This is a genomic window from Pedobacter sp., from assembly GCF_037719805.1.
Classification (GTDB): Bacteria; Bacteroidota; Bacteroidia; order Sphingobacteriales; family Sphingobacteriaceae; genus Pedobacter.
The window spans coordinates 229,523-243,380 of sequence record NZ_JBBJLZ010000001.1 but is presented as its reverse complement, the minus strand read 5'-3'; the positions used below and the strand labels follow the sequence as shown (position 1 = coordinate 243,380).

Annotated in this window: 9 protein-coding genes; 5 read left to right on the top strand and 4 right to left on the bottom strand. The window is 40.1% G+C overall.

The window, feature by feature from the left end; all coding sequences use genetic code 11:
• Positions 1-29: 29 nt before the first annotated feature.
• From WKF66_RS01140 to WKF66_RS01125, 4 genes are all read right to left on the bottom strand, one after another.
• Positions 30-2,264 carry a heavy metal translocating P-type ATPase gene (locus WKF66_RS01140; protein WP_489672562.1) on the bottom strand — a complete coding sequence of 745 codons (2,235 nt, stop codon included), beginning with the start codon at positions 2,262-2,264 and terminating at the stop codon, positions 30-32.
• 77 nt (positions 2,265-2,341) lie between these two features.
• On the bottom strand, positions 2,342-2,866 hold the full coding sequence (locus tag WKF66_RS01135; RefSeq protein WP_489672561.1) for a helix-turn-helix domain-containing protein: 525 nt from the start codon (positions 2,864-2,866) through the stop codon (positions 2,342-2,344).
• Positions 2,867-3,004: 138 nt separating this feature from the next.
• The gene (locus tag WKF66_RS01130; protein ID WP_489672560.1) at positions 3,005-3,895 is read right to left on the bottom strand and encodes a bestrophin family protein; all 891 of its coding nucleotides are present in this window, start codon (positions 3,893-3,895) and stop codon (positions 3,005-3,007) included.
• A 164-nt stretch (positions 3,896-4,059) separates the two neighbouring features.
• Positions 4,060-4,236 carry a histone H1 gene (locus WKF66_RS01125; RefSeq protein WP_489672559.1) on the bottom strand — a complete coding sequence of 59 codons (177 nt, stop codon included), beginning with the start codon at positions 4,234-4,236 and terminating at the stop codon, positions 4,060-4,062.
• A gap of 395 nt (positions 4,237-4,631) precedes the next feature.
• Here WKF66_RS01125 and WKF66_RS01120 point away from each other — a divergent pair, with 395 nt between their 5' ends.
• The 5 genes from WKF66_RS01120 (at position 4,632) to WKF66_RS01100 (ending at position 13,769) form a co-directional block, all read left to right on the top strand.
• On the top strand, positions 4,632-5,240 hold the full coding sequence (locus WKF66_RS01120; RefSeq protein WP_489672558.1) for a porin family protein: 609 nt from the start codon (positions 4,632-4,634) through the stop codon (positions 5,238-5,240).
• 142 nt (positions 5,241-5,382) lie between these two features.
• A complete protein-coding gene (locus WKF66_RS01115; protein WP_489672557.1) occupies positions 5,383-7,089 on the top strand; it encodes a glycoside hydrolase family 3 protein in 1,707 nt (568 codons plus the stop codon).
• A 23-nt stretch (positions 7,090-7,112) separates the two neighbouring features.
• Complete coding sequence (locus tag WKF66_RS01110; RefSeq protein ID WP_489672556.1) at positions 7,113-10,334, top strand: UvrD-helicase domain-containing protein; 3,222 nt, start codon at positions 7,113-7,115, stop codon at positions 10,332-10,334.
• Positions 10,335-10,338: 4 nt separating this feature from the next.
• Positions 10,339-13,191: a PD-(D/E)XK nuclease family protein gene (locus WKF66_RS01105; protein ID WP_489672555.1), complete on the top strand. Its 2,853-nt coding sequence runs from the start codon at positions 10,339-10,341 to the stop codon at positions 13,189-13,191.
• Positions 13,192-13,226: 35 nt separating this feature from the next.
• On the top strand, positions 13,227-13,769 hold the full coding sequence (locus tag WKF66_RS01100) for a GNAT family N-acetyltransferase (protein ID WP_489672554.1): 543 nt from the start codon (positions 13,227-13,229) through the stop codon (positions 13,767-13,769).
• Positions 13,770-13,858 lie beyond the last annotated feature (89 nt).

The window sequence follows — 13,858 nt, the reverse complement described above, 5'->3', positions numbered from 1 at the left end:
GCCCAGGCTTAAAGCTTAGGGCGTTTTGTTTACAATTGGAGTGACTTTAGTCGTAAACTATTTGTAACTACCGAGACCGAACTTAAAGCCATAGCTCCTCCAGCGATCATTGGATCTAACAAAAAGCCATTGTACCAGTAAAGTGCTCCCGCCGCTAATGGGATTCCAACAAGATTATAAATGAACGCCCAAAATAAGTTTTGCCTGATAGTCTTAACAGTCTCGCGAGACAATTTAAGGGCCTGAGGAATTGACTGAAGATCAGAAGTGATCAAGGTTATTTTCGCTACATCCATTGCAATATCAGAGCCCCTTCCCATAGCGATGCTAACATCAGCTTTAGCCAGCGCTTCTGAGTCATTTATGCCATCGCCAACCATCGCTACCACTTTACTTTCTGATTGCAATTGTTTCACAAATGCTGCTTTTTCTGATGGCATTACTTCCGCTTTGTAATGGTTAAGGCCAATTTCTTTAGCAACCGCAGCAGCAGTTTCCCAATTATCTCCAGTTAGCATAAACACCTCAATACCTAGCGCTTGTAACTGGTTGATCGCAGCTTTTGAGGTTCCCTTAATTTCATCGGCGATTGCAATAATTGCTAATACCCTGGTTTCATCTGCAAAGTATACCACAGTATTTGCCTTCGACTGCAGTTCCTTGGCATGTCCAGACAGATACTGATCAATGACAATACTACGTGATTCTAGAAGCTTAAGATTCCCTACTAAATACATATCACTATTGTAGGTTCCGGTAACACCGCGTCCACTAATGCTTTCAAATCCTTCTATATTTACGGCTTTACATGCGGTTAATTCATTAACAACTGCCTCCGCAAGGGGATGTTCCGAGAGAAGCTCTAGTCCAAGAAGTACCGGTTTCATACTTTCCTGATCTTCAAGTCCCGGTAGCCAGAGAATACTTGTTACCACAGGTTTCCCTTCCGTAATTGTACCTGTTTTATCTAGAATTATAGCATCCACCTTATAACCCAACTCCAGACTTTCTGCGTCCCGAATCAGAATGTTGTGCTCAGCGCCTTTGCCTATGCCCACCATAATGGCCGTGGGCGTTGCTAAACCCAAGGCGCAGGGACATGCGATAATCAATACGGTAATTGATGTTAATAAGGCATGTGTAAAGGCCTGCTCACCTCCTATAAGCATCCAAAGTCCGAATGTAAGTAAAGCTATTCCAAGAACGATCGGCACAAAAATGCCTGCTATCTTATCCACCAGTCGTTGCACAGGCGCTTTACTGCCTTGAGCCTCCTGTACCATTTTAATGATGTGCGCAAGCATCGTGTCTCTTCCTACTTTTTCAGCTACAAACTGAAAACTTCCTTTTTGATTTATCGTGCCTGCGAAAACCTGGTTACCAACTTCCTTTTGAACCGCAACCGGTTCACCACTAATCATAGCTTCATCAACATAAGACGATCCGGAAGAAACTTTTCCGTCGACAGGGATTTTTTCTCCGGGGCGAACGATTATGAGATCACCAGGGACTACCGATGTCGCGTCTACTTCCTGCTCAACTCCTCTTACCAAAATTCTAACAGTCTTTGATTGAAGGCCCATTAGTTTTCTGATTGCAGAGGAGGTGTTTGACTTTGCCCGTTCCTCCAATAGCTTTCCCAAAGAGACGAATGCTATCAGGACTGATACCGCTTCGAAATATACATGAGGCATTACTCCTTTATTCATCCAAAATTCAGGATTGATTGTGTTGTAAACGCTGAATAAAAAAGCGATGCCAGTGCTTAATGCAACCAGGGTATCCATATTTGCTCTGTGATGTAAGGCTTGCTTATATGCCCCCACAAAAAAGTGGCGACCAAACCAGAATAAAATTGGAATAGTCAGCGCCATAGAAATCCAGTTGCCATAAGGCACAGTATCCATAAAGAACATTCCAATTATAAGTACAGGAAAGGCCAAAATTGAGGACCATATTGTTCTTTGTTTGATGGCCTCGTAGATTTTTTGTTGAGCTTCGTCCTGAGCTTGTTCTGGGTCATCTGCGTCAACGATCAAGTCGTAACCCCCAGATTGGACAGCCTTCTGCAGATCCCTTGAATCCGTCAATTCAGGATGGAACGAAGCCCAGGCGATTTGATTCCCGTAATTAACTCCTGCATCTTCAACACCAGGTGCTAATTTAAGTATTGATTCTACGCTACTTGCACATCCCGCGCAGCTCATGCCTGTTACTGGAAAAGATTTTCGAATTAGCTTGTTTGAAATTTGAGTCGACATCATTATATATTTACCAGCAAAGATCGCGCATGCAGCCGTCCCCGTTGATATACTTTTATCAGTAAAAGTTATATGATTTCTTAAATAGAGTCAAGTGCTTTTCTCTTTTCCACCATCCTTGATAATTTGAATTCAGATGGCGTTAACCCAGCTACCTTTTTAAATTGTTGCGATAAGTGTTGAACACTGCTATATCCCATCTGGAAGGAGATCTCACTTAAATTCAACTCCTCATAAAACAGCAGTTCTTTAACGCGCTCTATTTTCTGTCGGATGATATATTGTTCTACAGTCATTCCTTCCAGAGAAGAGAATAGGCTGCTTAAAGATTTATATTCATGGTTAAGTTCTGTAGAAAGCAGTTGCGACCAGTTGACAGTCATCTCGAACGATTCAGTATGATGAATTTTTTGAATAATCAATGTTTTCATCTGATCAATCAATATTGATTTTGCATCAGCTAACAATTCAAAACCCAAGGCTTCCAGCTCTTTTTTAAGCTTTTCCCGAATCTCCTGGGTGATTTCTCCAATCAATTGAACGGTTCCTAAGTCGATGACCAGGGGTTCAAGACCATTTCTAAGTAGTTCCTGTCTAACAGCCATGATGCATCGATCGCATACCATATTTTTTATTGACAATTCCGTCATGGTGTCTTAGAAGTTACTTTTGATAAAGATACTCAATTGGCCAAATATGATTATGGGATTAATGTCAAACTCAGCCAAAGAATGAATAGCACACTAGAGAATGTACTCGTCATTAATTGCTTTAATAGGTACGGGTATGTCTGTCTCATGAAGCATTTCTAAGAGATTGATCTCTATTGTTCTTGTGATCTGATTTAATGGAACCCCGGCAGAATTATTTAAGAAAGGATCTACGAGACTCATCCCATTAATTTGTGTAGAAACAAACACAAAGCCGATTAGCCATCCAAGAAAGATGGAGTATACTCCTGCGGATTGACTAATTACTAATGTAAAACTTACTACAAAAAGCCATATAAATACCTTAGTCAGATAGCTGTATGTGGTAGGAAATACCGTGTTCTTAATTCTTTCGCTCATCCCCATAGAATCAGTAAAACGAATCAACATTTGGTTAAGATCCATGAACCGAAAACCATCGATTTGATTGTTTTGTGAAAGCCTTTGTAAGTCTCTGGCCTGAATACCTAGTAAAGCGTTGTGCATGTTGGTTTGGCCATTTATTTCCTGTAGATCTTCCTCGGTTAAGTATTTGGATAAGTTTTCATCGGTGGCGCCGCGTAAGTTGGCTTTTAGTGCATACAGAAACGCAATATGCCTATAGATCATTCTCCTTGGAATATTGTCATTGCCTTCTGGATAAGTAAGAAGAGAACGGGCAAACGATCTAGAGTCGTTAACTAACGAGCCCCAAATCTTCCGGGCTTCCCACCATCTGTCATAGGCCTGATTATTATTAAATCCTACAAAGAATGCAATAGCGGTACCTAATAGCGAAGGAATGATTGCAGGTATTTCAAAATGATTGGCAATCAGGTACTCACGAATGAGATATGCTCCTGTACAGGAAGCAATCATAATCAAGTCAACCTGCCAAGTGTTTCTTAAAATTTTGCTTAAACGAATATTTTGTACTAATAACATAATTATAAACTGTTTTGACTTTGTTCTCCTCTATGCAACAAATGAACCTAATTTCTTGTAGAGGCCTAAATTTTAAGATAAGTCTGGACTGGAAAGATTAGAAACAAAAATAGCTGCCTGATTTAATCAAGCAGCTATCCCGGTTCACAAACAATACTATTATATTATTTTGCGTTCTTTTTCTCTGTGACTTCTTTACGGATTTCCGTGGCAAGGTTTTTTAGATCCTGCATGCCTTTCCGTACACGTGTACCTGCAGCACCATTGCCACCGGTGTAAAATTTCTCTGCATCTTTTTGGATTGAATCCACAAGATCTTTCACTTTTTGAAACTTGTCCATAGTTAAATTTTCCTTATGAGTTTATAATTGATTGGTTTTGAGTGTGAATATATTAAAAAATCTAAATACTATATTCTATTTTGAATCTTTTCATATCGTTAAAGAATTTTTCAATGCGAACTAAGCGGTCGAAATACCTTTGAGCGATTCATTGCTTGTTTCTCTTTCTAATCATATGTTAAAAGCTTTTGAAATCCTTCACCTTTCCTGTCTAAAAGATGTATTGAATTTGATACATCTTGTCTTGGAAAAAATAGTCATGTCGAACCATCCCTACATTAAATCCATTTGTTTATAAGTTATATACTCTTATTACTCTAAAATTAAGCCTCTGGATCTTTGTGGCACATTTCTTTCATAACCCATAAAAATTAAACGATTAACAAATTAAACACATGAAAAAGATAATTATTTTGGCCCTTGGCCTATTCGCAGCATCAGCAGCAGATGCACAAGACATCAGATTTGGAGTAAAAGCCGGATTAAACCTACCAAATATCATCAAGGATGATGGCGACAATAATTTTAGTACAAAAGTAAATCCTGGTTTTAACGCTGGTGTTACTGTTGATATCCCTCTAGTAGCGGGGATTGCGTTTACTCCTGAGATTCTGTTTGCTTCTAAAGGATATAAAGCCAATACAACATTCGGCGAGTTAACTCAAACTACTTACTTTGTTGATGTTCCTATTCTCGCAAGTCTTAAAGTAGCAGGTAGTGGATTAAACATTGTAGTTGGTCCTCAAGTATCTTTTTTAACAAGTACTAAAAATAAATTTGATAGTGGCTTTGGAACAGTAGAATCAGAATACAATGAAGATTCTGACAAGTTCAAGAAAAGCTTATTAGGTGGTGTGATTGGTCTAAGATTTGACATCAACGACAAGTTTGACATTCACGGACGCTATGCGTTAGACTTCCAAAAAAATAATGAAGATGGTTCTAGAAGAACGCCTGAATTCAAAAATCAAGTGTTTTCAGTAGGTGTTGGAGTTAAGTTTTAATACAATTTCATAAACAAGCGCAAACTCATTAAACGCGTTTTTTTAAGAGGATAACATCCCAAGTTCAGCCGCCTGTACCAAACAGGCGGCTTTTCATTAGCTCATTTTGCCTAACTTTGCATTTTCTGATCAATCTTTAATAATGACTCATAAGTATTTCCTAATTCTGCCGCTCCTAATTATAGCTACCTTTTGTAATGGACAAGCAGAAAAGCCTTCCTATATTCAAAGCTTAAATACACCGAATGTATGGGTTGACTCCGTATTTAACAAGTTGAGCAGACGAGAAAAGATTGCTCAAATGTTCTTTGTAAGGGCACATACAAATCTGGGCAAGGCTTATGAAGACTCCGTAGGAATGGTTATTAAAAGGGAACGATTAGGTGGCGTAGTGTTTTTTCAGGGCGGTCCAGGAAGGCAGGCGATACTCACTAATAAATACCAGGCCTTAGCAAAAGTGCCTTTAATGATTGCTTCTGATGGTGAATGGGGGCTAGGAATGCGTTTGGATAGCACAATTTCCTATCCTTATCAGATGGCTATTGGAGCAGTTCAGAATAAAGAATTGATCTATCACATGGGACTTGAGGTTGCGAGGGACTTCAGGCGTATAGGAATGCATTTAAATCTAGCACCAGATGTTGATGTAAATAACAACCCTAAAAACCCCGTTATCAATTACCGCTCTTTCGGAGAAGATAAATACAATGTTGCTCAAAAGGCGGGCGCCTATATGAAGGGAATGCAGGATGGAGGTCTTTTGGTAAGTCTTAAACATTTCCCTGGCCATGGAGACACCGACGTAGATTCACACTATGACCTGCCTCAACTAACATTTAGTAAAGCGAGATTAGACAGCTTGGAAATCTACCCGTTCAGGGAACTTGTACAAGCCGGAGCTTCGGGGGTCATGATCGCCCATATGAACATTCCGGCATTAGATGCTACCCCAAATATGCCTTCAACTTTGTCCAAGCCTATTGTAACTGGTATCTTGAAGCAAGAACTTGGTTTTAAAGGCCTAATCGTATCCGATGCTATGGGAATGAAGGGTGTCGTAAAATATTTCAAAGACGGTGAAGCAGATGTTATGGGGGTGATTGCTGGAAACGATATTCTAGAACTCTCTGAAAACAGTGATCGTGCAATAAAATTCGTTCGTAGAGCTGTACGTCAAGATAGAATCCCAATGGAACGCATTGATGAAAGCGTTAAAAAAATCTTGTATGCGAAATACTGGTCGGGATTAAATAAACCAGACACAATAGTTACGCAAAATGTTCTTGCTGATGTGACCCGGAAAGAGAGTCTAATATTGGTACAGCAACTTGCGGATGCATCCATGACCGTCTTAAGAGGAAAAGCCAATATTCAGTCTCTAAAGAAGGACATGAGGACGGTGATTATTAGTATTGGTACGCCGAACGTAACCACCTTTCAGAAAAGCCTTGGCGCCTATTATACTAATTCTGTCTACTACACGCTTGATAAGAATGCAAATGCGAATACCATTGCAAAAATGATGGCTAGCATGGATATGTTTGCTCAGATCATTATAGGGATCCATGATACCCGAACCCGCCCCGGCAATGGAATGGTGTTAAGTGCAGATCTTAAAATGCTGATCAGTGAAATGGCTAAAAAGGGAGCTTCATTCGCATTGTTTGCAAATCCTTATAACCTGTCCGCATTGCCTGGGTTAGAAAACAGCAAGGGACTTATAGTTGCTTATCAAAAGGAGGATTTCATGCAGCAGGCCGCAGCTTCTGTGCTGAAAAACCAGTTTGTTGCAACCGGTAAACTCCCGGTAACTGTCAATACATTTTTTAAATTCGGCGATGGTGAATAGCTAAAATTAGCTAGATTTACCTAATGCCGCAACTGCCTCTAAAAATTCTTCAAGCTTCAGCGGGTTCTGGTAAAACCTTTAGTTTAACAGCACATTACCTAACATTACTGCTTTCAGGAGATAATAAATACCGGGAGATTCTCGCTGTAACCTTTACGAATAAGGCTACAGAAGAGATGAAAAGCCGGATCCTGGACGTTCTGGTCGGTTTAGCGATGGGTGATCCTTCCAGAAAGATTGAAGACTACCGGGTTATTATTCTGAAGGCTCATCCGCTGTTGAATCCCCGGGACCTTCAATTCAGAGCTGATAAGATCTACCGTAAGATTCTGCATGACTACAGCCGTTTTTCTGTTAGTACTATTGACGGGTTCGTCCAAAAGGTAATCCGTGGCTTTGCATTTGAACTCGGACTTAATGCAGATTATAGTTTAGAAATGAACTATAATAAAGTAAAGGATGACCTGGTTACTAAATTAGATGAGGCACTAAATCATAATGAACCACTTTTGCAATGGATCATTGATCTCGCTATTGAACGAATCAGTGACAATAAAAGCTGGAATTATAAAACTGAACTTTACAATTTAATAGGAGAGATTTTTACCGAACGGTTCCAGGTATTTGAGGACGCGATCGAAGCATTAGGTCCTGAAAACATTGATGAGCTTTTTAAAAACTACAGCGCTATCACAAAAGCTGAAATTAAGAATTTTGAAGAGCAAATAATCGCATTAGCAACGCAGGCTTATACCGCATTTGACCAATTCGGTATAAAAACTGAAAATCTAAAAGGTAAAAGTAGAAGTGGCCTGCTTAAGGTCATTATGGTTGCAAGAGGTGATCTTTCTAAAGTGGATGGTTTATTCTGCTTTATTGATGAGCCGGACGACTGGTTTCAGAAAAACAGTCTGGAACAAGGATTTTATGATGTCGTCAATCCATTATTGAAAGAGATTCAAGCACATTATCAAACCCATCTTCCTAATTATAGTCTGGCGGTTGCTTTTAATAAAAATCTATATTATCTGCGGCTGATGCAGGAGATCGCAGTTTTACTGAAGCAATATCGATCCGAGAACGAGAACTTGCTGATTAGTGATGCGCAAAAGTTGATCTCTGAGATCACAAAAGATGCCGGGGATAACCCTTCTTTTATTTGGGAGAAAGTAGGCAATCGATATAAGAACTTTTTATTTGACGAGTTCCAGGATACCTCAACGAGCCAATGGGGGAGCTTCAAATCTCTTCTTGCCAATGCTATTGCCAGCCCCAACCAAGAAATGACGGATCACCTCATCGTTGGTGACACCAAACAGTCTATCTATCGCTGGAGAAATGGAGACTGGAATATTCTGCATAAGCACGCAAAAGTAGATATCGGTTCACATAATGTACTCGAAGAAAGCTTAGCTGAAAATTATCGCAGCGCTGAAAATATCATAAGTTTTAATAATTACTTGTATAAGACCATTCCTCAGACTTTGCAAACTGAACTTAATCAGAATATTGAGGGCAGAACTGAAGCACTAAAATCATGGTGGCAAAATGAGAATTACGCACAGATAATAACTGACATATACACGACTTCCACACAGAATTTTGCTGGAAACACTCCTAAAGGCGGCACTATAAAGATTAAGAAGTTTGGCAAAGAAGACTCCCCATTGGAGGCGCGTTTTACGGAAACTACTTTCAGAGACCTTGCCCTGGATGACGTGGTTCAGGAGATAGCTGAGCTTAGAGCGGATCATCATTTTGCCCTGAAAGATATCGCAGTCCTGGTAAGGTCAAACTCAGAAGCCTTGCTCACGGTCAGAAAACTAATGGAGCATAATCTTCCGGTTATTTCTGGAGATGCATTGTTGATTGCGAACAACAAGGCGGTTCAACTCATTATCAATACATTAAAAATGTTGGTTGGTGTTGAAGCACAGATCGCTCTATACAAAGCAAACTGCATTGCTCTTTATCAATCCCTACAGCAAAAAACGCCTGAAGCCATTCATTACCTTAATTTAACAATTACTCCATTAACACAACTTAGGCATGTATTGCCTCCGGCACTTTGCGAAAATTGGCAAACCTGGTTACAATTGCCCTTAGCAGAGCTTATAGAGATACTCATAGATAGTTATGGCCTGAAAGGTCTGACTGAACACTTAGCGTACTTGCTAGCGTTCAGAGACCTGACTGCCCATGCCAACAAATTGGGTGAAAAAGGAATCATTTCGTTCCTTACGTGGTGGGAGGAAGATGGAGTTAACAAATCGCTCCCGTCTCCAGAGGGTGCAGACGCGATACAGGTAATCACCATACACAAATCAAAAGGCCTGGCCTTTAGAGCTGTCTTTATTCCATTTTGCAATTGGGATATTAAAGGAAAAACAAATGCGACCTTCTGGGTTTCAGCTGAAGAGACGGTATATAAGGAACTCAAAGGCATTCCTTTGAGATTTAACGAAGCTCTTGCCGATTCGTCTATAGCTAAAGCTTACTACGAAGAGTTGCTCTATAATAATATGGATGCATTGAACATGCTTTATGTAGCTACGACGCGTTCTAAAGACTACCTGTACATCGGAACAATGGCTAAAAAAGAAGCTAAACTTTCTAATATGGGAGATGTGCTCAATCATACTTTTGAGACGGATTTTGATGGAAATAACCGTTATGAGATTGTAGAACACTACGAGAAGGTCAGTAGTATCGAAGATTTAAGCCTAATTCACTTATCTCGGTATCCTACTACTTCAAGATTAGCTGAGCTCTATGTGCCCTCCGAAGAAAAGCATTTAAAACATGTGTTAAACATTCAGAAGTCGGGCCGGAAAGGGTCATTACTTCATGATATTCTTGCTAATGCAAGCTCAGAAACAGAAGTAAACCGATTTGTTGAAGAGCTTGTCCTGTTTGGTACCATTCAGGAGGATGAAGTTGACAATTTAAAAGCATCAGTTCTTGAAGTGTTAGATAATGCGGAACTGAAAGCTCTCCTTAGCAAAGCAACTGAGAGTATTACGGAGAAAAATATCGTAGACGCAGAGGGCAAAATGCATCGGCCAGACCGCGTGCTGATTACTAATGAAGGGGTAATTATTCTTGATTATAAATTCACACTAGAAGAGAGTGATAGTCACATAAAGCAGGTGGATAAATACAAAGAATTGCTGGTTGCAATGGGCTACCCAAATGTCCAAACTTATCTGTTTTATGCCGTTAGCGGTAAATTAAAATTAGTATAGTCTTATGAAGCCATTTTTACAGGAAGTTGCGGAAGATCTGGTAGCGAAGTTCGGGGATCAGCTTCAGCACTGTGCCATCATATTTAACAACAAGCGACCGGCAGCATACCTGCAGAAATACCTCGCAAATAGTATTAAGAGGCCATTTTTCAGTCCTACTCTCTATACCATTCAGGAGTTTTTTGCAGCTGCCTCCCCGGAAAAGTTGGCCGATTTCTACCTGCAGTTCTTTACGCTCCATAAAATCTATAACCAACTTCTTGCAGAGGAAGGTTTTGATCCCATCAGCAGCCACAAGTTCTTCCCTTTGGCAAAGATCATGTTGAGTGATTTTAACCAGATCGACATTGACCTGGTTGATGCAGGAAAACTTTACCGTGATCTGGAAGATATCTCGCTAATTAACCAGGAGTTTGACTACCTGAGCCCGGAGCAGTATGAATTTTTATCCCAGTTCTGGACTTCTTATTCTGAAGGAAAACACAAGAAGCAACAAGAACTGTTCATTCGGATGTGGCGTAGAATGCCTAAGCTTTACCATAAGTTCCATGCAAGTCTTAAGGCATTTAATTATATCACTAACGGGGGCGTTTATCGCGAGTTGGCCGAGGGGCCTATCAATGAACTGCTTTTTATAAAAGGATTTGACAAGGGTAAAATTGTTTTTGTCGGTTTCAACGCACTAAGCCGTGCAGAAGCTAAAATATTCAGCCGTTTGCAAGAATCAGGACAAGCTCTATTTTATTTCGATACAGATCCTTATTATCTCGATGACCCTTTGCAAGAGGCCGGGTTGTTTCTAAGGAGAAGTATTGTGCAGCTGGGTTTGATTAATGTGTTCAGCAATAAGGAAAGTGCGATGGCAGAGCCTCACAATGTGGACGTTTATAAAGTTCAGGGACAGTCTGCTCAGGCAAAGATATTGAACAACGTCTTAGCGGATCAATATGCTAATAACGAGGATTTAGGTACTACAGTCGTAGTTCTGGCAGATGAAAGTTTACTCATACCTACTTTGCAAACCATTCCTACTTCGCATAATGGGCATGAGGTAGATCTAAATGTTACAATGGGGTTTGCACTTTCAACATCCAGTATATTTGGATTGATTGATCTCTGGCTATCCACACAGCTTGAGTTATTGCAGAAGGAAAGTGTTTCTTACCAGGGTGTAGAGGCATTTTTGACGCATCCATTAAGTGGATTAAGTCATAAAATGCGTGACAAGATTCAGACCGCCTTGCTGGATGAGAATCAGGTAGAGATTGAGCATTCCAGGCTATTGCGGCAAAGCGGTCTCTTCGAAGTTTTCTTTAAGAAGATTGGCAATTCGGAGGAAGTTGTAACTAATCTAATCAACATGCTTACCGTTGTTTTAACCAGGTTATCAAATTCTCAAACCTTGAAGAAGATCGATGCGGAGCTTTTCGTAAAAACAATCCAGGAATTAAACAGGCTTCATGATACATTCGGTAAACATGTAGGTAACGAAGAGACCTCATTCGTAATTTACCTGGTGCAAAAAGCATTGAAAGCGATTGCTGTTCCATTGTCAGGAGATCCACTGAATGGGATACAGGTTATGGGATTGCTTGAAACCAGAAACCTGAATTTTGAGAACGTAGTCATTTTAGGCTTTAATGAGGGAATCATTCCTAAGTCCTCCATCGGTAATAGCTTCATTCCAGACAGTTTGAGAAGGGTTTACGGCTTACCTGTCTTGGATAACCTTGATGCGATCTCCTCCTACATGGTTTATAGATTGATACAACGTGCGAGGAATATTAGCCTGGTGTACAATAGCTTGACTGATGAGTCGACCACGGGGGAAGCCAGTCGGATTCTAAAGCAGCTCTCTTATGAAAGTGGATTTACGTTTAACTACCATGAGCTTAGTCTTGATGTCAAGACGGAGGTATCCAGAGAAGTGAAGATTGAGAAAACGGGCAATAAGTTCATCCAGGATACCTTGGCGCTCTATTTGGAGGGTAAAAGGAAATTTTCTCCCTCGGCGCTAACCCAATATATCTCTAACCCGATCGACTTCTTCTTCAATTATATTGCAGGGATTAAAGAGCCGAAGGAAGTTAGTGCTGTAGTAGAAGCAAATGAAATTGGCTCTATTCTGCACCAGGTGATGGACTATTTCTATGCAGACCTTAAAGGGTCTGAAGTTACGGCAGAAGCGATTAAGGTGAGAAGAAAAAAAGTACCTGGCTTGATACAGCGTGCTTTTGCTGCGGTAATGTTCAAGAGTCCGGATAAGATAATTGAATATAAAGGGATGCAGAAAGTCATTCTTTCGATTGTGGATGCCTACGTAAACATTATCTTGACTCAAGACGAGGCGCAGACACCGTTTCAGATTATTAGCCTCGAGCAAAAAGTTGAAGCAGACCTTAGCTTTACTATTCATGGAAAGCCTGCCATGGTAAAACTTATTGGTTATATCGACAGAGTAGATTTAAAAGATGGGATCACCAAGATCATTGATTATAAGACCGGAAGTGACAAATTAACTTTTAAGGATGTGCCGGAGCTCTTCAATACCAATGGAAAGAATATCAATAAAGCCTTGGTACAAACGCTTCTTTATACCTACGTATATGAGCAATTTACTGGTAAAACTTGTGTCGAACCTAACTTATATATCGTTAAAACGATGACACAGGATGGCGTTTGGTTCAAGACCGGCAGGCAAAATCTAAATGGTGATTTCCTTGAGGAGATCAAGCCGGAGTTTTTGGATCAGTTGCGTAACAAGCTGACTGAGCTTTTTGAGAGTCCTTATTTTGAAGTTTCTGAAGTAGAGGACAATTATAAGTATTCAATATACAAAACGTTATTTGGTAAATAGCTATGTTAAAACTAAGCTTTACTACATTTCCCAGGATGGAATCAGACAGACTGATTTTAAGAGAACATACCTTAAATGATGCCGAGGCTTGGTTTAAACTGAGGCATAATCCGGATGTTATGCGATACATCGATCGGGATTCTCCAACAAATCTCGCTGAAGTTGAAGGTTATTTAGATTCATTGATCTCGGGTTTCGAGCAGGGCGAGAGCATGGGTTGGGTTATTGCTTTAAAGGAAGATCCGACTCAAATGATTGGTAATATCGTGTTTTGGAGGTTGGATTTCGCAAACTACCGTGCCGAGATCGGTTACCTCCTGGATCCGGTACATTGGAGAAAAGGGTTGTTGTCAGAAGCACTAAAAGTGGTTATAACATTTGCCTTTGAAGAGATGAAACTTCACTCTATTGAAGCCAACATAAATCCCGAGAATGAGGCATCTAAAAAGCTTCTTCTTAAGCATGGTTTTGTTAAAGAGGCCTATTTTAGGGAAAATTACTACTATAGCGGAAGGTTTCTCGACAGTGAAATTTATTCTCTAGTTCACCACGCTAAAGAAATTCCCAGCAAAGTGTAACACTTTAATTCAATGCTTCCGGGACGCCTATATAAATTGCATATAAAAACAATTTTATCTAAGTTTGCTCTAATTAATATTTTCTATAG